The following is a 20,371-nucleotide window of genomic DNA, read 5'->3' as shown; positions in this document are numbered from 1 at the left end:
AGCCGCGTATCAAATAACTTAATTATATATAGTATGCCTACTAAAAATATATTTTTATTGCTCTTTTTTGCTTTCTTCAGCCTCATGAATGCTCAAGAAATGCCGGTTAAATACACCTTTGGTGAAAAATACCATGACCGGTACAAGTATTCAAATTTATTAACTATTGCTCCAGATGGTAATGGTGGTAGTATTATGGTGCGGTCTTATTACACGGGTATTATTTTAAAACCAAGAGGGTACTTTATAGAACATTATAATGCTAATTTAGAATTGGTTTCTGAATTTAATTATAAGCTTAAAGATGCAAATTATGTTGATGCATTTGTGAGAAACGGTCAGGTTTACCTGTTGTTCTTGGATTATAACTATGGCAAGAAAACGTATGATTATGTTATCCATCAAAGTCCATATGAAAAATTTGACTTCAAAACTCAGAAAATACTAGAGATTGAATCTGACCCGGTAGAACAGCCTTTAGATCGTAATTATTACAATAGAAATTTTGGTTCAGGCTTTACAACAACTGTTCTCTTTGACAAAGCAAAATCTGCTTTCGCCATCAGTGCGCATCATAAAAAAGGAAAAGATAACAAACATAATATTTATGTCTTCGATACTGGTTTGAAAGAGTTAATGCACTATGATTTTTCTGATGAAATTGAAGAAAAAAACTATGCCTTTGAAAATTTAGTGATCTCAAAAGATAAACAAGAAGTGTACTTAACGGCCAAAGCGTATTTTAAGAAGAAACGTTTTGCAGCAAACGAGCGTAAGTTTCAGTATGAATTATTGCAGGTTACTAATGATGGAGGCAAAATTCAGAATTTTGCAGATCCAGGAAAGTTTCCAGAAGCATTACAGCCATTGCTTGTTGCGGACAAAGTGGTGTGTGTAGGTTTTTATTCTAACAGGAGAGACAACCGCTATAACGGTATCGCGTATTTTGATATCAATCCAGCTACCATGGAAATCGCTACCAATAAATACCATGAGTTTTCAGAACAATTCATGCTAGATAAATTTGGTAGAGATGAAGACAAAGACATTAAAAACTTAGTATTTAAAGGCGTTGAGGTAACTAAAGAGAATGATATTTTGTTTAATGCTGAAGAGTACTTTGTGACGTCTAGCATACAAAGAGATCCTACAGGTTCTAGTGTTAAAATTAGCCGATACCACTATAATGATATTGTAAGTGTAAAATTGGCAGCAGATGGCGCTATGCTATGGGCTAGAAATATTAATAAGACCGAAGTTACACAAGGAGATCCAGCATATACCTCCTATTGTTCTTATACGAAAGACGGCGATACCTTTTTCTTTATCAGTACGGCTAGTGAAAATCCACAATTATTGAGTGATGAACGTATCATGTTTAAGCAAGGCCTTGGAAGAAACAGAAACATTTTTCTGATCAAATTAGATGCACAAGGTAAAATGAGCTACGAAAAAGTAATTGATAACCAAGAAGCTCGTTTGCCTTTAATGGTGTCTATGCCATTGATTAATAAAGCTGATGAAAATTTAATTTTCTATGCAAAACGAGGCACAAAGAAACAGTTAGTTAAAGTCAATTTTTAAAGCTAATAGGAACGGCTAATTTTAACAATAATTAAAATTGTATATTGGATTTATTCCATAATTTTGGAATAAATCCAATTCATTGCATTCAAAAAACTACATTAAAGGTAGAGGTGCGCAGCACAATAATACCAACAAATTTTCAGAATTTAAGTATAAAACGCGTGATGATTTCCTTGAATTCTGTCGCATAGAAGGTGAGGAAGCAGATACGAACAAGACTCAGTACCTTCCTATCTTTCCTAAGACCATCGTGAATAAGGTCACCAGCCCTGATATTGGAATGGAATATAGTATGAATCCCTATCAGGGATGTGAGCATGGCTGTATCTATTGCTATGCACGTAATACGCATGAATTTTGGGGGTATAGCCCAGGGCTCGATTTTGAACGAACTATTTTAGTTAAAAAAGATGCGCCCAAACTCTTAGAGGCAAAACTCAAGAATAAACACTGGAAGGCACAAACTATTGTTCTTTCAGGAAATACAGATTGTTACCAACCTGCGGAGAAGCAGTTTGAATTAACAAAATCTTCTCTAGAGCTATTTTTGAAGTACAAACATCCTGTGAGCATTATTACTAAAAATGCATTAATTCTGCGCGATTTAGAGCTTTTAAAAGCCTTAGCTAAAGACAATTTAATATACGTAAATGTTTCTGTTACTTCTTTGTCTGAAGAAACAAGAAGACTTCTAGAGCCTAGAACTACTACAATTAAAAAGCGCTTAGAGACTATAAAGGTTTTAAGTAAAAACGGAATTCCAGTAAACGCTATGTTGGCCCCCATTATCCCTGGAATAAATAGCCATGAAATTTTAAATCTGGCAAAGACTGTGGCAGAAAATGGGGCAAGCTCTTTTGGATTTACTGTTGTGAGATTAAATGGCGCCATTGGACAAATTTTTACGGATTGGATACAAAAAACAATGCCAGATAGGGCTTCAAAAGTGCTTCATCAGATAGAAGAATGTCACGGAGGAACATTAAATGATAGTCGCTTTGGTTTACGGAGCAGAGGAGAAGGTATAATAGCGACGCAATTTCATGATTTAATGCGTTTAGCAAAAAGAACTTATTTTAAGAATAGCAATACACTTCCTTTAAATACTAACTTACATGAATTACATAAGGACGGGCAACTTAAATTATTTTAAGATAAAATTGGCACGAGGCCATAGAAAGGTTTTAAACATCTTCACGTCCAATACAATAGCACTAAAAAAATAAGACAATGGAAATAAATATATGGTCAGACATTAGATGTCCTTTTTGCTATATCGGCAAAAGAAAATTTGAAGCCGCTTTGGTAAATTTTTCTCATAAAGACCAGATAACGGTGCACTGGAAAAGCTTTGAGTTAGACCCTAATTTAGAAACAAAGCCGGAGGTTGATTATACCGAATATTTTATAGAGCATAAGAATGTAGACAGAGACAGTGCTTTGGGTATGTTTAATAATGTAACGGCTATGGCTCGTGAGGTTGGATTAGCTTTTAATATAAAAGATGGGGTCATTGCTAATTCTTTAAATGCTCATAGATTATTGCATTATGCAAAGAAAGAAGGATATGCAGATGCGACTAAAGAAGCTTTGTTAAAAGCACAGCTCGTAGATGCTGAAAATATAGACGATAAAGAACACCTTATTGCTTTGGCAAAAGCTATAGGAATGGATGGTGATGCGGTAAGGGAAATGCTTAATTCTGATGACTACACCTATGAAGTGAGACAGGATGAACTAGAGGCTAGAAATCTAGGAATTAATGGAGTGCCGTTTTTTGTTTTAGATCATAAATATGGTATTTCAGGAGCACAACCTACAGAAGTTTTTGCTGAGGCTTTAGACCAAGCATGGAAAAAACACAATGAAGAGAAACTTACTATTTTACCTGTTGGTGAAACTGGTGGTTCTTGTGATGTTGATGGTAATTGTAGTTAAGTGTTTTTATGTTTAGGTGAAAAAGGCTTGGGGTTTTCTCCAAGCCTTTTTTTAGTTTATTATTTTAACTCCCAACCTTTACGGTAATTTCCTTTGATCCATTCATTGGCTTTGTCATAATTAGTGACCCGCATTTGCGCACCATCCCATAAAATTTTTCTTCTTCCAGGGTAAGCAAATGGTTCCCAGTCACCAATTTTTTTACCGGGAATTAACTCCTTGTATTGGTAAGCTTTAATGGCTAAGTTGCCCATTAAAACGGCCTCTGTTAAGGGGCCAGATTTTGCAAAATCTGATGAGGTGGGTGTGCCTTCTATGCATCCATTTACAAAATTCATCGCATGACCTGCAGTATCACCTTCTATTCGGGCTAATGTGGGTTTTGGAGGATTAAACATGCGCATGGTTTCAGACGGTAATAATCTAGCATTTCTAGAATACGTATCCGTAACTAAGATGCCTTTGGTGCCGTAAAAAATGCTTCCACCCCCATTATCACCAATAGTTTCTCCAGTTTTTAATTCATCTGGTAGGTCTGGCTTTAGTCCGCCATCATACCAATTCAATGCAATATCGCCGTGTGCTTCTGTATTAAACTTTAAGCGTACGATAGATGATGCAGGACAAGATTGGGGGTAATCTGCTTCTATAAAATCTCCTACCCAATTAGTGGTACAACTGGCTTCTGCTTCTGTGGGATATCCTAATCCTAATGTGCTAAACGGAGTTTCCATAATATGGCAGCCCATATCTCCTAAAGCTCCAGTGCCAAAATCCCACCAGCCGCGCCATTTGAAAGGCAAGTATCCCGAATAGAAAGGTCTGTCTGCGGCAGGGCCTAGCCATAGATCCCAATCTAATTTTTTTGGGATGGGGTCTCCTCCTTTTGGCAAGGGTATTCCTTGTGGCCAAACGGGTCTGTTGGTCCAGCAATCTACTTTGTGTATTTTGCCAATGAATCCAGAATCTATCCATTCTTTTGCTTGCCTACTACCATCACTAGAAGCGCCTTGGTTTCCCATTTGGCTAACGATACCGTTTTCTTTAGCAACTATGGTCATTAGACGCGCTTCATGAATGTTATGGGTAAGTGGCTTTTCTACATAGGCGTGCTTTTTTGCACGCATAAAAGGTAAGGCTATTGTAGCATGGGTATGATCTGGTGTGGCCACCATGATGGCGTCAATATCATTTAGATGCTTGTCATAAACAGTTCTAAAATCTTTGTATAATTTTGCTTTCGGATGTAGTTTTTGGCTGTCTTTGACTTGGCGATAATCTACATCGGCATACGCAACAAATTTTACTTTTTTAGTATTGGTTAAGTCGTTAATGACACCACCACCTCTACCACCAATCCCAAAACCGGCCATGTAAAGGGTGTCACTTGGTGGAATGTGATTTTTACCTAAAACAAAGCTAGGTACAATGGAGAATGCAGCAGTTGTAGCAGCGGCATTTTTAATGAATTTTCTTCTTTGCATAATAAGTTAGTTTGAGTATGTGTATTAAAAATACACGATATTTTGCTAATTATGCAATATGTAAATGCGAGATATGAATAAAATTAGATTTTAGGTCTATTTATTGATAAGATTGTAATGGAGGTTAAAGCGATTGCGGATTCCACTCATGAGAAAATTGCTCTAAGTAATCTAACATAAACTGGTGTCGCTGCTCTGCAAGGATCTTCCCGTTTTTGGTATTCATCTTATCTTTTAAAAGCAATAATTTCTCGTAAAAATGATTTATGGTAGGCGCACTAGATTTTTTGTATTCTTCTTTGGTCATATGTAAATTAGGAGGAATATCAGGATTATAAATTTCCCTGTTTTTAAATCCACCATAGTTAAATGTTCTAGCTATACCTATGGCTCCTATAGCATCTAAACGATCTGCATCTTGGATGATGTCCAATTCTTTAGAAGAGAATTTTACGCCGCCTTTTTCCAAAGTTTTTTTAAAGGAAATATTGTCTATAATTTGTACCACATGCTTTGTAATAGCCTTGTCAACTCCTAAAGAGTCAAGGAACTCTTTGGCAAGTTTAGGACCAATTGTCTCATCGCCACCGTGAAATTTTGCATCAGCAATATCATGGAGTAGGGCCCCAAGGCTCACCACCAAAATATCAATGTCTTTTTCATCCTTAGCAATTAATAATGAATTTCTAAATACGCGCTGAATATGAAACCAATCATGTCCGCCTTCTGCGCCTTGTAACGTTTCTTTTACAAAAGCAATAGTTTCTTCTACAATAGTGGTGTTGGTCATTTAAATATGTACTCCTGTGGTTATTACTCTTTCTATTTGTACGATTAGTTCATCAAGATTTCCTGTGTTTTCTAAAGGTTGATGTACATCTAAGGTAATATGACTTCCCAATCCGTTAGGAAATTTTCCGTAACGAAGGGTTTTCCAAGAGTTGTTAATGCTAATAGGAACGATCAATGCGGAAGGTGCATTTTTCATTAGTAATTTTAATCCTGTAGTTTGGAAAGGTTTAGGATGTCCTGTTCTGCTCCTTGTTCCTTCGGGGAAAATTACGGCACTTCTTTGATGAGTTTCTATGTACTTTCCTAATTTTATAATCTGACTAAGTGCTTGCTTGCTATCCTTTCGGTCTATTAAAACAGAACCCCCGTGAACTAGGTTGTAAGAGACACTAGGAATTCCTTTTCCTAACTCTATTTTACTAACAAATTTTGGATGATTCTTTCGCAAATACCAAATTAAAGGTGGAATGTCTAGCATGCTTTGATGGTTTGCTACCAGAATTAATGGACGCTCTGTTGGCAGTGAGTAGGGGTTATTAAAGCTATACCTTGTTCCAATAATATGAGAACATTTCATTAAACTAAAGTTCAAAACACTCACCACTCTTTTAAGCCCCGGATAACCAAACAGGTTATTAGCGAGCCACTGTATGGGGTGAAAAAATAAAAGTGTCAACCCAAAACAAACGAGGTAGAGTGCACTTAACGGATATGCCAGAATTTTTTGCATGGTACAAAAATAAAAAACCGCTCTATATAGAACGGTTTTTAAAATAAAATTTTATCGTTTCATTTAAAATGCAGGAATAAACCGCATTTTAAAATTAACAGAATTCGTTATAAGCAGCCATTAAATTATCTGCAATAACTTCTGCTGGTCTACCTTCAATATGGTGACGCTCAATCATATGAACCAATTCGCCATCTTTAAATAATGCCATACATGGTGATGATGGAGGAAAAGGAACCATTAAACTTCTTGCTTTATCAACAGCGTCAAAATCTACACCAGCAAAAACCGTTACAATATGATCTGGTTTTTTGCTATTGGTTAAGCTAAATTTTGCTGCTGGTCTTGCGTTAGCTGCGGCGCAACCACAAACAGAATTTACAACTACTAATGTTGTTCCTTCTGCATTAACAGCTTTTTCAACTGCTTCAGCGGTATGTAATTCTTCAAACCCAGCAGATGCTAGGTCTTCTCTCATCGGTTTTACTAATTCTGCAGGATACATAGTCTTATTTTTTAATCTATTTATATAATTATTCAAAGATAACCAATTTGTCGTAGTTCTTCTTAACTCCTTAACTTTTCATTACAGCATTTTTTGTAATGGAAAATTATATCTTTGGCCTAAATTTTTGAAAGCATGAAGTGGATTTTTCTTATCGTTATATTTTATATCCTTCGAAAAGTATTCAGTAAAACTAAAATAACAACTTTTTCTACAAATTCTAAAACGGTTAGTCCTGCAGATTTTGAACTTAATTTACTTTCGCTTTGTTCCATCGTAATTAAAGCAGATGGTAAGGTGAGTCCGAGTGAAATGGAGTATGTGCAACGTTACTTTGTGGCTACCTATGGAAAAGATAAAGCCAATGCCATTTTTAGAACATTTAATGATGTGATAAAAAAGAGAGAGGTATCTGCGCAACGTATCTGTGATTACATGAATCAAAGAACGCGTGTAGAGGTGCGGTTACAATTAATTCACTTTCTTTTCTCTATTGCACAAGCAGATGGTAATGTAAGTGGGGCAGAAGTAAGTAAAATTCAAGAAATTGCTGGTTATTTAAGAATTGGCGGTAATGAGTTTGAGAGTATCAAGGCTATGTTTATCAAATCTGCAGACAATGCATATAAGATTTTAGAAATAGAAAAGTCTGCTACAGATGATGATGTTAAAAAGGCCTATAGAACTATGGCTAAAAAATACCATCCAGATCGCGTGATTACAGATGATCAAGCGATTAAAAAAGGGGCAGAAGAAAAATTTAAAGAAGTACAAATGGCCTACGAAACAATTCAAAAAGAACGTGGCCTTAACTAATGAATAGCTAGGAATAGCCTAAGGAAAAAACTTAAAAAGGTATAATGAAATAACCTAGTGCCTTTTTTAGTTGAGTTCTTTTATGTCTCTAATCTGTAAGTATAAAAAGTAAAAATTGTAATTTTGCTGCTTATTAAGATGTGGTTATGGGAGATTTTTGGTTTTATATTAAAATGGGATTAGAGCATGTATTAGACCTTTCTGCTTATGATCATATTTTATTTCTGGCAGCGCTCACCATTCCTTTTAGCTTTAAGAGTTGGAAAAAAGTATTGCTTTTAGCATCAATTTTTACAGCAACACATTGCTTGTCTTTGGCATTATCTACTTATGAAATACTAGTTGTAAACGTAGGTTTTATAGAGTTTTTAATTCCTGTGACCATTTTTATTACTGCTGTTTTTAATTTAGTATATGTAAAAGCAGATGTGCAGCACAAAAGCATGTTTTTGCATAGTATAGCAACGGCTTGTTTTGGATTAATTCACGGATTTGGATTTTCAAACTATTTTAAAATGCTAATGGCAGAGGAAGAAGATAAAATAACACCCCTGCTGGGTTTTGCATTTGGTATAGAGCTTTCACAATTAGTAATTGTTATTTCCGTTTTGATAGTAGCTTGGCTAATGCAGAATGTGTTCAAGGTAAAGCAGTCAATATATATTATAATCGCTTCTATTGCCGTACTTTTAATCACAATTCCAATGTTAATAGCTACTTTCCCTTTTTGATTTTCACTTAAAATTAACCCTTTGTGGTTGTAGAGATAGCGGAAAGCAGGTATCTTAGTACTTTATTTAAATAGCCTTTACCGCTTTTATGAAAGATAGCAAACAAAAAAAATACGATAAGGCCTACCTTAGAATGGCTAGTGAGTGGGGAAAATTATCTTTCTGTAAAAGAAAACAAGTTGGAGCTATAATTGTAAAAGACAGGATGATTATTTCCGATGGATATAATGGCACCCCAACTGGTTTTGAAAATCATTGTGAAGATGAAGAGGGGTATACAAAATGGTATGTGTTACATGCTGAAGCTAATGCAATCTCTAAAGTAGCCTCATCCACGCAGTCTTGTAATGGCGCTACATTATACATTACTTTATCACCTTGTAAGGAGTGTAGTAAGTTAATACATCAATCTGGCATAAAACGTGTTGTATATCAAAATGGATATAAAGACGATTCTGGACTTCAATTTTTACAAAAAGCAGGAGTAGAATTAGTTCACTTATCTGAAATTAAAGAAAATATATCCTAAGTAACCACGCATTAAATGAAGAATAAACAACAGTATTTATGGCCTATTATAGTAGCCGGATCCCTTGCAATAGGTGTTTTTGTTGGTGGAAAACTTCATTTTAACGACTCTCCAGAGAAACTATTTTCAACCAATTCAAAAAAAGATAAGCTAAACAGGTTAATAGATTATATTGATTACGAGTACGTTGACGAGATAAATACAGATAGTATTGTTGATGTTGCTGTAAATAATATTCTAGATAAATTAGATCCGCACTCCGTTTATATTCCTAAAAAAGATATGGCTAAAGTATCTGAGAGTATGAAAGGTGATTTCGTAGGAATCGGAGTGAGCTTTTTTATGGAAAAAGATACTATTTCTGTAGTGAGAACTATAGAAGATGGACCCAGTTTTAATAAAGGCATAAAACCAGGGGATCGTATTTTAATGGCAGATAATGATACCTTGTTTGGAAAAGACATTCCGAATGAAGTTATTATTGAAAAACTCAAAGGAAAGAGAGGAACTTCCGTAAAGCTTAAAATTTACCGTAAGCAAGACGATAAAACATTTTCTATCACCATAAAGCGAGGCAATATACCTTTAAAGAGTGTAGAAGCCGCTTATATGCTAGAAGGTGATATTGCGTATATAAAAGTAAATAGGTTTGCAGAATCTACCTTCAAAGAGTTTAAGCAAGCATTAGGAAAGTTACAGCAACAAGGGGCTAAGAAACTAGTGTTAGACTTGCGAGATAATCCTGGGGGATACTTAGGTATTGCAGAGCAAATGGCCGATGAGTTTTTGGTAGATGGTAAATTAATTTTATTTACTAAAAATAAAAAAGGAGAAATAGATAAAGCGTTTGCAACCGATAAAGGAAGTTTTGAAAATAAGCCTATTTATGTGCTGATTAATGAGCGTTCCGCATCTGCTAGTGAAATTATTGCAGGGGCGTTGCAAGACAATGATGTGGGGACTATAGTAGGGAGAAGATCTTTTGGAAAAGGCTTAGTGCAAAGAGAAATGGAATTAGGTGATGGTTCTGCAGTGCGTTTAACCATTTCTAGATATTATACCCCTACAGGGCGTTCTATTCAAAAAGATTATACCAAAGGACATAAAGATTACTATCAGAAATTTACAGATCGTTATTCAAGTGGTGAGTTGGTATCTGTAGATAGTATTAAAGTGGCCGATTCTTTGAAATTTACAACCCCAAAAGGGAAAGTAGTATATGGCGGTGGCGGTATTATTCCAGACGTTTTTGTACCTATAGGAGATTATGATGAAGAAACTATTTCTTCTTTAGAAAGTGTAGGTATCTTATCTAGGTTTGCATTTACTCATTTAGAAGAAGATAGAACGCGTTATAAGGATTATACCGAAGATCTGTTTATCAAAAACTTTAAGGTAGATGATATCCTATTTCAGAAATTTGTGGATTATATGGTTCAATTTGGTGCACAAGGATATAATGCTTTTAATTATAAAGATTTTGAAGGCAAAATAAAACTGTATATCAAGGCATCTATTGCAGAGCAAATATTTAATCCTAATGCATACGCTATCATAAAAGGACAAGATGATAGTATGCTTCTTAAGGTATTAGATTTGGATAACCCAAATAGAAATTTAAATCAGGAGGAAAGAGTAGAAGCGGTAAACTAATTGCCTTCTACTTTTTGCTGAATTTTCTTAGACATCATAAAGATTACAATTAAAACAATAGCGCAAAGTGCTGCCACGATTCCTATAAGCGCAATAACGCTGTCTCCTTGTAGTGGGTTATTAAAATCTATAACGGTTGCATTATAAACAATTAAGGCAACAGCTATAACGATCAATACAATACTTACGATTTTAGTCATGTTTCAGAATTTTGAAATTTATTTAAAAAAGTTCATTAATATTCGCTGCGAATAATTTTACGGCAATGGCCAGTAAGATAACACCAAAAACTTTTCTTATGACACTTAATCCTGTTTGTCCTAGTAGTTTTTCAATTCTCTTAGAAGATTTCAAAACTAAGTATACAAAGATAATGTTGATGATAATAGCAACTATGATGTTCTCTACAAAATATTCTGCACGTAATGATAAGATAGATGTCATAGTACCGGCACCTGCTATTAACGGAAAAGCTATAGGTACGATAGAAGCGCTTTCTGGAGCATCATCTCGGTAAAGTGTAATCCCTAAAATCATTTCTATAGCTAGAAAGAAGATAATGAAGGAACCAGCAACGGCGAAGGAGTTTACATCTATTCCAATTAAATTTAGGATCTCATCTCCAATAAAAAGAAAAGCTACCATGATAATAGCCGCAACAATAGAGGCTTTTTCAGATTGTATATGACCTACTTTATTTCGTAAACCTATAATAATTGGGATGCTTCCTAATATATCAATGACAGCAAACAAAACCATTGTTGCTGTAGCAATTTCTTTAAAATCGAAATGAAATTCCATAACTTAAAAATATGTGCAAATTTACGGTTTAAATCAAGTATTAGCCGTTTTAATACAAAATAAATCAAGATAAGGGTATCTTTGAGCTTTTAAATACAGTTATGTTTCAAATAGGAAAAACTTTAGTCTCTGAAGAAATAATAGATAACGATTTTGTCTGTAATCTAACCGCTTGCAAAGGTGCTTGCTGTGTAGATGGTGATGCTGGTGCACCACTGGAAGACAAGGAAACCGAAATACTGGTTGATATTTATCAAAAAGTAAAACCTTTTTTAAGGGCAGAAGGTATCGCTGTCATAGAAGAAGAGGGGGCTTTTGTAAAAGGTGAAGATGGTGAATGGGAAACTCCATTGGTAAATGGTAGCGAGTGTGCTTATGTTGTTTTTTCAGATAACGGTACTGCTAAATGTGGTTTAGAAGATGCGTATAATGCAGGGGTTACTGATTGGAAGAAGCCAGTTTCTTGTCATATGTATCCAGTGCGTATCCGGGAGTATACGGAGTTTACGGCTGTAAATTATCATAAATGGCATATTTGTGACCCTGCTTGTTCTTTAGGGGAAGAATTAAAAGTGCCTGTTTATAAATTTTTGAAAGAAGCTTTAATTCGAAAATTTGGAGAACAATGGTATACAGAGCTAGAACTTGCAGCAGCAGAACATACTAAATAGTAGGTATGGAAACAATGACCTTGGTGCCGGCAGGATTTTTTTGGTCATCATAAAGGTCAATAATCTGAACCTCAAAAGTATTCTGGAAGTCTTTAGAGAAATTGGCTAAACGCTCTTTTGTAATATCGATACCTATAGATTTTCTTTTGAGCACTTTATTTTCTTTTATAACTTCTGCGGCGGCACGCCCTATACCGTTGTCTGTTATCGCTATGGTAGTGAAATAATCATTCTCTTGTTTTATTTCTATAACAATGCTCTTATTCTCTTCTCTAGTAGAAAGGCCGTGCCATATAGCATTTTCTAGAAAGGGTTGCAGGATTAAAGAGGGTATTTTAATGTCATTAGCATCAATACCATCGTCTATTTTTATCTGAAAATCTATTTCATTAGAGAATCTAATATTCTCAATATTCATATAGAGTTCAATAGTCTCTAGTTCTTCGGCTAATGATATTTCTTTTAAGGAAGAGGCTTCTAGTATCTTACGTACTAATTTAGAAAATTTGTTAAGGTAGTAAACTGCATTTTTCTTTTCATTGTTGATAATGTAAAGTTTGATGGAATTTAGGGAATTAAATAAAAAGTGGGGATTCATTTGACTTCGAAGCATACTTTGCTCCAAAGTCAGTAGTTTTTTTTCATTTTTAAGCTGAAATTGGCGGTATAAGATGTAAAGTATTAAAGAGGTAAGAGCAAGTAAAAGGGTACTTATTAATAAGGTGTTTTCGTTTTTTCTTAACTTGAGTCTTACAAGTTCATTCTCACGAGCAAGCGCTTCAATTTGGTTGTTTTTCTTTTCAGTATCATATCGGAACAAAACGTCATTCACGTACCTAACATTGGTTTCATTGGTAATAGCATCTTCTATTTCCTTTGATTTTTTGTAGAAATTCAAGGCTTTCTCAAAATCGCCTTTTTTAATGTAAAGATTAGAAAGATGATTATAGCCAATGGTTTGAGAGCGGGGCAAATCATACTTAACAGATAAGCGTATGCCTTCGATTAAATTTTCTTCAGATTCTTCGTAGGCTCCTAGCTCCATCTGCGCCCAACCTAAATTTATAAACACCGAAGAGCTTATAAATTTATCACCTAAAGCTATAGATTTAGATAAGGTGGTTTCTAAAATTTGTCTGGCTTTTAAAGTTTTGTGCTGCTTTATAAAAACTTGCGCGATACTATTATTACAGATAATGCGGCCCATTTCATTATCCATCTCTTCATTAAATGCCAAAGATTTTCTGTAGTAATTTAAAGCGCTTTTTAAATCTCCAAGTTCTTCATAGCATTCTCCAATATTTTGGTTGTTAATAGCTTGCCCTAGTTTGTTATGGAGTTCTTCTTCTAAAAGCAAGGATTTTTCAAAAATTTCAATAGCAACTTTATATTGCTTCAGGTTTTGGTAAATGTTCCCAATGCCATTTAAAGATACATTTTTACTGTGTTTTAAGCCTTCCGTTAGAACTGGGGCCGACTCTGCCAATTCTATGGCTTCTTGAGCGTAATCTAAAGCTGTTTTTACAGCGTCAATACGCCTGTATACAACGCTTAACATGTTTAGACTGTACACCTTGAGTTCTAAGTTGTTTGATTTTTTAGCGAGCTCTAGTGCTTCTTTATGGTATTTAATGGCCTGGTTAAATTTTGAAATGTTGCGATAGCTTGTTCCTATTTGGTTCATAGCGTAAACTTGCCCGTCTAAATATTTTTTTTTGGACGCGCTATTTGCAAAATACAACATTAACAAGGTGTCTTTCCGGCTAGGCCTTAAGGCCTTGTCTATCTCTCGGTATTCTGATGGTGCTTTTGCAATCAGGCTATCGGTTGTATGGATGAATTTTTCTGGAATATTTTGGCTGTATACATAAAAAGATGAGCATGTAAATAAAAAACATGCTATACTAAAAATACTCCAAGAATAAGAACGAAAGGATTTAGGTTTGGTTTTTTTTGTCCCCTGCATAAAATCATGTTATATTAAATCTAAGAAGTCTGATTTCTTCTGTCTTGAGACTGGTATTTTGTGGTTAGATTCTAGTATGATATACCCGTCAGTTTTAATAAACTCTTTTATTTTATTTAGGTTGATGATATAGGAATTGTGAATTCTGTAAAAACATTCGCTTGGTAGAATTTCATTAACTTCTTTTAGTTTTTTGGTGAGGACAATCTTATGGCCATCAGTGAGGTAAATGGTGCTGTAGTTGCCATCAGACTCCACATATAAAATTTGATCGCTCTGTAAAAAAACCAACTTACCATCAGTGTTAATGGTAATTTTCTTTTGAAGTGATGTGGCATTAAAGTTCAATAAGATTTTCTCTAACTTATCTGTGGTTATAGTTCTTGCATTAAATTTTTTAATCTTTGCAATAGTGTCGCTCAAATCATCTGAATCTATAGGTTTTAAGAGATAATCTATAGCCTCGTGTTTCATGGCTTTAATAGCGTATTGGTTGTAAGCTGTAGTGATAACTACGGGGAACTCCTTGTTTTTTAATTTTTGAATAAATTGAAAACCGTCCATAGTAGGCATTTCAATGTCTAGGAAAAGGCAATCTGGGGTGTTTTCTTTTTTTTCAAGGTATTCCAGGGCTTCTATTGGGTTCGTAAAAGACGCCACAACTTCAATCTCATCACTAAAATTTGTTAGCTCCCAAGTTAGACTTTGGAGGGCTTTAATTTCATCATCAACAATTACGGCTTCGAGCATAGGATCTTAAATGTAATCAAAAATACGAGTAAATTCATTTGTTGGCTACCCTTAATGTATCAATGGTGTATTTTTAAGTACATATGGATAAAATGTTTTCATCATGCTTTGTCTTAAATCTTTGAAAGTATTTCAATAGCTATTGTTATTTATAGTCTTGTAAAAAGCCTAAAATGTTAAATATACCATTTATACAGTTTTCTTCACCATTGGTACATTACAGATTAGAAGGGTCTGTAATTGTCATAATTTAGTCCTGTTGTTTAATAAAACGAAGTCCCCCTTAAAGATGGTTCATCATCTTTATTCGGTTCATTGAATTTGATAGAAAATTTATAAGCGTTCCATTAAAAAACAGAAATCATGCAAAAATCATTTATTCTATTTGTAGTGTTAATTATAGTTATAACGGTAGCGGCATTAATAGAGCGAGAACTCAATTATGATCAGAATGATGATTATGCGGCTTTGACAAGTGAACAAATTAAAAAACAATAAAGGGTGTTACTAGTAAACTATTTACGGCGTAGTATTTCTAACTTCAAATTAGTTGCAGGTGGTTTGTTTGCGCTGGTATTGCTGACTTCTTACCTTCCAGATGCTACATTAGATAGTAGCGCTTTTGTAAGCAATTCAGAATATGTATTAAAAACTAGCGGGCACTACACCAATGAAGTGTCTGGTGAAATGACTTTTAAGACCACTTCCAAGAAAAATAGCCTTGGGGAGAATTTTATAACACTTACGGCGGAAGTGAAAGATGTAGAAGATAGCATGTTTTCATTTTTAATATCTCAGAAATTAGAGAGTGATACGATAGAGAAAGGGGTGTATAAAATCACCTATAATAATGAAGGCTCTGTATATAGGGAAGAAGGAGCTTTAGGCTTTTTTAATATTTTAAATTCTAATGAATTGCCCTACTATGCGACTGACGGAAAAATAATTATTTCTAAAATTAATGAGAATAATATCAAAGGTTTTGTACATTTAACCTTAGAAAATTTTCGAAATAATAAAATTTTAATTTCCGGCAATTTTAATGCTAATGTAATAAAGGAATAAAAGTAAACTGTCAGACCATAGTGCTACTCTATTAATGCATATGAATAGTTAGAATATGTGTTGCTGCAAATGCGGCGGAAGGACATTATTTATGACGACAATTAATTATAAAACTGAGTTTTTAATTCTGTTCTAGTTAGGTTTTTAGGTTTCGGGGGGAACTTCCTAAACCAACAAGTAATTTTTTGTTGTAAAATAAGGTCATAGGAGTAGCTAGGTTAGGCAGGATTTTATAGAAACCTACGGGTTTTAGAAATAGACCAAAGAGTATGTTTTTTTAAATACTTTTCGGTCTTTTTTTATGGAGGATACTCTTGTTGAATTATTGATTTTTTTTTGAAGAAAGCTAAAGCCTGTCTAAGCTCAACAAACATCACTTCTAAGAGTACATTTCAACAATCTGTGTTAAAAACTTTGTGTTAGAAAAGAGTAAACTTCCTTTCTTTACAGCCGATTATTTCCAATCTTTGTTAACCTGTCTCGTGAGTTTTTCCACTTACGAATTTTTAATTAGAAATAGAAGAAATATATGTCAGCAATAGAGCCAATCTTGCAAGAGAATAAAGATAGATTTGTAATTTTTCCAATCCAACATAATGATTTATGGGAATGGTATAAAAAGCAAGAAGCTTGTATCTGGACGGCGGAAGAAATTGATTTAAGTGAAGATGCTAACGATTGGAATAATAAGTTAAATGATGATGAGCGCTATTTTATAAAACACATTTTAGCCTTTTTTGCAGCATCTGACGGTATTGTAAATGAGAATTTAGCAGAGAACTTTGTAAATGAAGTTCAATATTCTGAAGCTAAGTTCTTCTACGGTTTTCAAATAATGATGGAGAACATCCATTCGGAAACCTATTCTTTATTGATTGATACGTATGTTAAAGATGAAAAAGAAAAAACAGTTCTTTTTCAGGCGATAGAAAACTTCCCTGCAATTAAGAAAAAAGCAGATTGGGCCTTAAAGTGGATAGATTCTCCAAGTTTTGCAGAGCGTTTAATTGCGTTTGCAGCAGTAGAAGGTATTTTCTTTTCTGGATCTTTTTGTTCTATTTTCTGGTTGAAGAAAAGAGGCTTAATGCCAGGATTAACATTCTCCAACGAGTTAATCTCTCGTGATGAAGGAATGCACTGTGATTTTGCAGTACACCTTCATAACAAACATATTGTAAATAAAGTGCCTAAAGAGCGTATTACAGAGATTCTTGTAGATGCTTTAAATATTGAGAGAGAATTTATTACAGAATCATTACCAGCTAGCCTAATTGGAATGAATTCTAAATTAATGACCCAATATCTTGAATTTGTAACCGATAGATTATTGGTAGAATTAGAGTGCGATAAAGTTTATAACTCAACCAATCCATTTGATTTTATGGATATGATTGGTATGGAAGGTAAAACTAATTTCTTTGAAAAAAGAGTTTCGGAGTATCAAAAAGCCGGCGTTTTAAATAACGATAAAGATGGTGATTCTCAGAAAATTAGCTTCGACGCAGATTTCTAAAAATAAACGATAAATTATCCTTAGTTCCGCAGCCTTTTCTTGCAGAACTAAGGAATTATAAACACCACTTGTTGTGCTTTGAAAAAGGCATGACCAGACCATTGTATCACTAAAAATAATTGTAGCCCATGTATGTACTAAAGAGAGACGGTAGAAAAGAACCAATGATGTTCGATAAGATTACGGCAAGAGTTCGTAAGCTTTGTTACGGACTAAATGAGCTAGTAGATCCTATAAAAGTTTCTATGAGAGTGATTGAAGGATTGTATGACGGAGTAACAACTTCAGAGCTAGATAATTTAGCAGCTGAAATTGCGGCTACCATGACTACTACACATCCGGACTTCGCTAAATTAGCAGCAAGAATATCCGTGTCTAACCTACATAAAAACACAAAGAAATCTTTCGCAGATACCATGAAAGATCTTTATGAATATGTAAATCCTAGAAATGGTAAAAAATCACCTTTATTATCTGATGAGGTGTTTAAAGTAATTTCTGAAAATGCAGAATTTTTAGATTCAACTATAATTTATAACCGAGATTTTGGCTACGACTATTTTGGTTTTAAAACTTTAGAACGTTCTTACTTATTAAAAATTAATGGGCAAATAGCAGAGCGTCCTCAACATATGTTAATGCGTGTATCTGTGGGGATACATTTAGATGATTTAGATGCTGTCGTTGAAACGTACGAATTAATGTCTAAAAAGTATTTTACACATGCTACGCCAACCCTGTTTAATTCAGGAACACCAAAGCCTCAAATGTCTTCTTGTTTCCTTTTAGCAATGAAAGATGATAGTATTGATGGTATTTATGACACCTTAAAGCAAACGGCAAAGATATCTCAATCAGCTGGTGGTATAGGATTGTCTATTCATAATGTACGTGCTACAGGTTCTTATATTGCGGGAACTAACGGAACTTCGAACGGGATTGTACCGATGTTGCAGGTGTTTAATGATACCGCACGTTACGTAGATCAAGGTGGAGGAAAACGTAAGGGTAGTTTTGCCATCTATGTAGAGCCATGGCATGCAGATATCTACGAGTTTTTAGATCTTAAAAAGAATCATGGTAAAGAAGAAATGCGTGCTAGAGATTTATTCTATGCGATGTGGATTCCAGATTTATTCATGAGAAGAGTAGAGGCTAATGAAGAGTGGACCCTAATGTGTCCTAATGAATGTCCAGATTTATTTAAGCATCATAGTGATGTTTTTGAAGCAATGTATTTAAAATACGAAGCTGAAAATAAAGGTCGCAAAACAGTAAAAGCTAGAGAGCTTTGGGAAAAAATTCTTGAATCTCAAATAGAAACGGGTACACCTTATATGTTGTATAAAGATGCAGCAAACCGGAAGAGCAATCAGAAGAATTTAGGGACTATTCGATCTTCAAACTTATGTACTGAAATTATGGAGTATACTTCTCCAGATGAGGTTGCAGTATGTAACTTGGCATCTATTGCATTGCCAATGTTTATTAAGAATGGAGAGTTTGATCATAAAGAATTGTTTAAAGTTACCAAACGTGTAACAAGAAACTTAAATAAGGTTATTGATAGAAATTATTATCCAGTTAAAGAAGCAGAAAATTCTAACGTACGTCATAGACCAATTGGTTTAGGGGTGCAAGGTTTAGCAGATGCTTTTATAATGTTGCGTTTACCTTTTACCAGTGATGAGGCAAAGGCAATGAACCAAGAGATTTTTGAAACCTTATACTTTGCAGCAGTAACCGCTTCAATGGAAATGGCGAAAGAAGAAGGGGCATATTCTAGTTATGAAGGGTCTCCAATCTCTCAAGGAGAATTTCAATACAACCTATGGGGTATAAAAGACGAAGAGCTTTCTGGTCGTTGGGACTGGGATAAACTTCGTAAAGAAGTGAAGAAAAACGGTGTGCGTAACTCTTTATTAGTAGCGCCAATGCCAACAGCTTCTACCTCTCAAATTTTAGGAAATAATGAATGCTTTGAGCCTTATACGTCTAACATTTATACGAGAAGAGTATTGTCTGGTGAGTTCATTGTGGTAAACAAGCATTTATTAGAAGATTTAGTAAATCTTGGTTTATGGAATGAAAACTTAAAACAAGAGTTAATGAGAGCAAATGGTTCTATTCAACACATAGATATCATTCCTCAAGATATTAAAGAATTGTATAAAACAGTTTGGGAATTAAGTATGAAAGACATTATTGATATGTCTAGACAAAGAGGGTACTTTATTGACCAAAGCCAGTCACTTAACTTATTTATGGAAGGTGCAAACTTTTCTAAGTTAACCTCTATGCATTTTTATGCTTGGAAGAGTGGTTTAAAAACGGGGATGTATTATTTAAGAACTAAATCTGCTGTAGATGCTATTAAGTTTACCTTAGATAATACCAAGAAAAAAGAAGTTCCAGTTAGTGTTGCTGCAGAAGCAGAAACTGTAGCGGCGACACCAGTACTTAAGCCAGAGATTAAGGTGGCTGCCACTCCTGCGGTACAGCAGGAGGTAGATATTCAGCCAATGACGCCTCAGGAGATGAAAGAGATGATCGCAAGGGCTAAAGAAGGCCAAGCAGATGATGATTGTTTAATGTGTGGTTCTTAATAGCCCAGATATAAGTACGAAAAAGCCCTTAGAAGTAATTCTAAGGGCTTTTTTTATGACTAGTGATATTGTGTGTTTAATTTTTAAAAAAAGGCTTTAATACCGCCATTGATATAAAAGCAATGATATAGATCGATAAAAGTATATAGTGTCTTTCCATAGTTGTGCATCATTGACAATCCTCTACTTTATATACGAGCCTTTATTCTGGCTTGGATTTTAATACATAGTTAA

Annotated in this window: 20 protein-coding genes; 12 read left to right on the top strand and 8 right to left on the bottom strand. The window is 34.5% G+C overall.

What is annotated here, in order from left to right; translation table 11 throughout:
* Window positions 1-33: 33 nt before the first annotated feature.
* The 3 genes from BLQ19_RS02820 (at window position 34) to BLQ19_RS02810 (ending at window position 3,525) form a co-directional block, all read left to right on the top strand.
* The gene (locus BLQ19_RS02820; RefSeq protein ID WP_024482171.1) at window positions 34-1,584 is read left to right on the top strand and encodes a hypothetical protein; all 1,551 of its coding nucleotides are present in this window, start codon (window positions 34-36) and stop codon (window positions 1,582-1,584) included.
* Window positions 1,585-1,666: 82 nt separating this feature from the next.
* Entirely contained in the window at window positions 1,667-2,740 is a 1,074-nt protein-coding gene (locus BLQ19_RS02815; protein ID WP_074537305.1) for a PA0069 family radical SAM protein, read from the top strand.
* A 77-nt stretch (window positions 2,741-2,817) separates the two neighbouring features.
* The gene (locus BLQ19_RS02810; RefSeq protein WP_074537304.1) at window positions 2,818-3,525 is read left to right on the top strand and encodes a DsbA family oxidoreductase; all 708 of its coding nucleotides are present in this window, start codon (window positions 2,818-2,820) and stop codon (window positions 3,523-3,525) included.
* 59 nt (window positions 3,526-3,584) lie between these two features.
* Here the strand turns inward: BLQ19_RS02810 and BLQ19_RS02805 are convergent, their stop codons facing one another.
* The 4 genes from BLQ19_RS02805 to BLQ19_RS02790 all read right to left on the bottom strand — a co-directional run bounded on the left by BLQ19_RS02805 (window position 3,585) and on the right by BLQ19_RS02790 (window position 7,036).
* Window positions 3,585-5,009, bottom strand: a complete 1,425-nt coding sequence (locus tag BLQ19_RS02805) for a Gfo/Idh/MocA family protein (protein WP_074537303.1) — start codon at window positions 5,007-5,009, stop codon at window positions 3,585-3,587.
* A gap of 124 nt (window positions 5,010-5,133) precedes the next feature.
* Entirely contained in the window at window positions 5,134-5,799 is a 666-nt protein-coding gene (locus BLQ19_RS02800) for an HD domain-containing protein (protein ID WP_024482167.1), read from the bottom strand.
* Window positions 5,800-6,531: a lysophospholipid acyltransferase family protein gene (locus tag BLQ19_RS02795; RefSeq protein ID WP_024482166.1), complete on the bottom strand. Its 732-nt coding sequence runs from the start codon at window positions 6,529-6,531 to the stop codon at window positions 5,800-5,802. It lies immediately after the preceding gene.
* 94 nt (window positions 6,532-6,625) lie between these two features.
* Entirely contained in the window at window positions 6,626-7,036 is a 411-nt protein-coding gene (locus BLQ19_RS02790; RefSeq protein ID WP_024482165.1) for a BrxA/BrxB family bacilliredoxin, read from the bottom strand.
* A gap of 135 nt (window positions 7,037-7,171) precedes the next feature.
* Here BLQ19_RS02790 and BLQ19_RS02785 point away from each other — a divergent pair, with 135 nt between their 5' ends.
* The 4 genes from BLQ19_RS02785 to BLQ19_RS02770 all read left to right on the top strand — a co-directional run bounded on the left by BLQ19_RS02785 (window position 7,172) and on the right by BLQ19_RS02770 (window position 10,765).
* A complete protein-coding gene (locus tag BLQ19_RS02785) occupies window positions 7,172-7,852 on the top strand; it encodes a tellurite resistance TerB family protein (RefSeq protein ID WP_025616139.1) in 681 nt (226 codons plus the stop codon).
* A gap of 146 nt (window positions 7,853-7,998) precedes the next feature.
* Window positions 7,999-8,583, top strand: a complete 585-nt coding sequence (locus BLQ19_RS02780) for a HupE/UreJ family protein (RefSeq protein ID WP_074537302.1) — start codon at window positions 7,999-8,001, stop codon at window positions 8,581-8,583.
* Window positions 8,584-8,671: 88 nt separating this feature from the next.
* Window positions 8,672-9,112 carry a deoxycytidylate deaminase gene (locus BLQ19_RS02775; RefSeq protein ID WP_024482162.1) on the top strand — a complete coding sequence of 147 codons (441 nt, stop codon included), beginning with the start codon at window positions 8,672-8,674 and terminating at the stop codon, window positions 9,110-9,112.
* A 15-nt stretch (window positions 9,113-9,127) separates the two neighbouring features.
* Window positions 9,128-10,765 carry a S41 family peptidase gene (locus BLQ19_RS02770; protein WP_074537301.1) on the top strand — a complete coding sequence of 546 codons (1,638 nt, stop codon included), beginning with the start codon at window positions 9,128-9,130 and terminating at the stop codon, window positions 10,763-10,765.
* Here the strand turns inward: BLQ19_RS02770 and BLQ19_RS02765 are convergent.
* Together BLQ19_RS02765 and BLQ19_RS02760 are read right to left on the bottom strand one after the other, a co-directional pair.
* A complete protein-coding gene (locus tag BLQ19_RS02765; RefSeq protein WP_024482160.1) occupies window positions 10,762-10,965 on the bottom strand; it encodes a hypothetical protein in 204 nt (67 codons plus the stop codon). The genes BLQ19_RS02770 and BLQ19_RS02765 overlap by 4 nt on opposite strands.
* Before the next feature lie 22 nt (window positions 10,966-10,987).
* On the bottom strand, window positions 10,988-11,566 hold the full coding sequence (locus BLQ19_RS02760) for a MarC family protein (protein WP_024482159.1): 579 nt from the start codon (window positions 11,564-11,566) through the stop codon (window positions 10,988-10,990).
* Between the two features lie 101 nt (window positions 11,567-11,667).
* Here BLQ19_RS02760 and BLQ19_RS02755 point away from each other — a divergent pair, with 101 nt between their 5' ends.
* Window positions 11,668-12,237: a DUF3109 family protein gene (locus BLQ19_RS02755; RefSeq protein ID WP_024482158.1), complete on the top strand. Its 570-nt coding sequence runs from the start codon at window positions 11,668-11,670 to the stop codon at window positions 12,235-12,237.
* On the opposite strand, the gene BLQ19_RS02750 is transcribed toward BLQ19_RS02755, so the two are convergent.
* Both BLQ19_RS02750 and BLQ19_RS02745 read right to left on the bottom strand, forming a co-directional pair.
* Window positions 12,230-14,203 carry a tetratricopeptide repeat-containing sensor histidine kinase gene (locus tag BLQ19_RS02750; RefSeq protein WP_074537300.1) on the bottom strand — a complete coding sequence of 658 codons (1,974 nt, stop codon included), beginning with the start codon at window positions 14,201-14,203 and terminating at the stop codon, window positions 12,230-12,232. The two genes, BLQ19_RS02755 and BLQ19_RS02750, sit on opposite strands and share 8 nt — an antisense overlap.
* Before the next feature lie 9 nt (window positions 14,204-14,212).
* Window positions 14,213-14,953 carry a LytR/AlgR family response regulator transcription factor gene (locus BLQ19_RS02745; RefSeq protein ID WP_024482156.1) on the bottom strand — a complete coding sequence of 247 codons (741 nt, stop codon included), beginning with the start codon at window positions 14,951-14,953 and terminating at the stop codon, window positions 14,213-14,215.
* A 363-nt stretch (window positions 14,954-15,316) separates the two neighbouring features.
* On the opposite strand from BLQ19_RS02745, the gene BLQ19_RS21700 reads away from it, so the two are divergent.
* From BLQ19_RS21700 to BLQ19_RS02730, 4 genes are all read left to right on the top strand, one after another.
* The gene (locus tag BLQ19_RS21700) at window positions 15,317-15,451 is read left to right on the top strand and encodes a hypothetical protein (RefSeq protein ID WP_255352092.1); all 135 of its coding nucleotides are present in this window, start codon (window positions 15,317-15,319) and stop codon (window positions 15,449-15,451) included.
* A gap of 3 nt (window positions 15,452-15,454) precedes the next feature.
* On the top strand, window positions 15,455-16,018 hold the full coding sequence (locus BLQ19_RS02740) for a hypothetical protein (protein ID WP_024482155.1): 564 nt from the start codon (window positions 15,455-15,457) through the stop codon (window positions 16,016-16,018).
* Window positions 16,019-16,547: 529 nt separating this feature from the next.
* Entirely contained in the window at window positions 16,548-17,531 is a 984-nt protein-coding gene (locus BLQ19_RS02735; protein ID WP_024482154.1) for a ribonucleotide-diphosphate reductase subunit beta, read from the top strand.
* Window positions 17,532-17,659: 128 nt separating this feature from the next.
* Window positions 17,660-20,137 carry a ribonucleoside-diphosphate reductase subunit alpha gene (locus BLQ19_RS02730; RefSeq protein ID WP_074537299.1) on the top strand — a complete coding sequence of 826 codons (2,478 nt, stop codon included), beginning with the start codon at window positions 17,660-17,662 and terminating at the stop codon, window positions 20,135-20,137.
* Window positions 20,138-20,371: the final 234 nt, after the last annotated feature.

The sequence above is a fragment of the Cellulophaga baltica genome, assembly GCF_900102165.1.
Lineage (GTDB): Bacteria > Bacteroidota > Bacteroidia > Flavobacteriales > Flavobacteriaceae > Cellulophaga > Cellulophaga baltica.
This window is presented reverse-complemented; position numbering and strand designations above follow the sequence as displayed.

Coding starts and splice junctions, on each gene's coding strand:
- BLQ19_RS02820 (WP_024482171.1), top strand. CDS start 34: ATGCCTACTAAAAATATATTTTTATTGCTCTTTTTTGCTTTCTTCAGC.
- BLQ19_RS02810 (WP_074537304.1), top strand. CDS start 2,818: ATGGAAATAAATATATGGTCAGACATTAGATGTCCTTTTTGCTATATC.
- BLQ19_RS02805 (WP_074537303.1), bottom strand. CDS start 5,009: ATGCAAAGAAGAAAATTCATTAAAAATGCCGCTGCTACAACTGCTGCA.
- BLQ19_RS02800 (WP_024482167.1), bottom strand. CDS start 5,799: ATGACCAACACCACTATTGTAGAAGAAACTATTGCTTTTGTAAAAGAA.
- BLQ19_RS02795 (WP_024482166.1), bottom strand. CDS start 6,531: ATGCAAAAAATTCTGGCATATCCGTTAAGTGCACTCTACCTCGTTTGT.
- BLQ19_RS02790 (WP_024482165.1), bottom strand. CDS start 7,036: ATGTATCCTGCAGAATTAGTAAAACCGATGAGAGAAGACCTAGCATCT.
- BLQ19_RS02785 (WP_025616139.1), top strand. CDS start 7,172: ATGAAGTGGATTTTTCTTATCGTTATATTTTATATCCTTCGAAAAGTA.
- BLQ19_RS02780 (WP_074537302.1), top strand. CDS start 7,999: ATGGGAGATTTTTGGTTTTATATTAAAATGGGATTAGAGCATGTATTA.
- BLQ19_RS02775 (WP_024482162.1), top strand. CDS start 8,672: ATGAAAGATAGCAAACAAAAAAAATACGATAAGGCCTACCTTAGAATG.
- BLQ19_RS02770 (WP_074537301.1), top strand. CDS start 9,128: ATGAAGAATAAACAACAGTATTTATGGCCTATTATAGTAGCCGGATCC.
- BLQ19_RS02765 (WP_024482160.1), bottom strand. CDS start 10,965: ATGACTAAAATCGTAAGTATTGTATTGATCGTTATAGCTGTTGCCTTA.
- BLQ19_RS02760 (WP_024482159.1), bottom strand. CDS start 11,566: ATGGAATTTCATTTCGATTTTAAAGAAATTGCTACAGCAACAATGGTT.
- BLQ19_RS02755 (WP_024482158.1), top strand. CDS start 11,668: ATGTTTCAAATAGGAAAAACTTTAGTCTCTGAAGAAATAATAGATAAC.
- BLQ19_RS02750 (WP_074537300.1), bottom strand. CDS start 14,203: ATGCAGGGGACAAAAAAAACCAAACCTAAATCCTTTCGTTCTTATTCT.
- BLQ19_RS02745 (WP_024482156.1), bottom strand. CDS start 14,953: ATGCTCGAAGCCGTAATTGTTGATGATGAAATTAAAGCCCTCCAAAGT.
- BLQ19_RS21700 (WP_255352092.1), top strand. CDS start 15,317: ATGCAAAAATCATTTATTCTATTTGTAGTGTTAATTATAGTTATAACG.
- BLQ19_RS02735 (WP_024482154.1), top strand. CDS start 16,548: ATGTCAGCAATAGAGCCAATCTTGCAAGAGAATAAAGATAGATTTGTA.
- BLQ19_RS02730 (WP_074537299.1), top strand. CDS start 17,660: ATGTATGTACTAAAGAGAGACGGTAGAAAAGAACCAATGATGTTCGAT.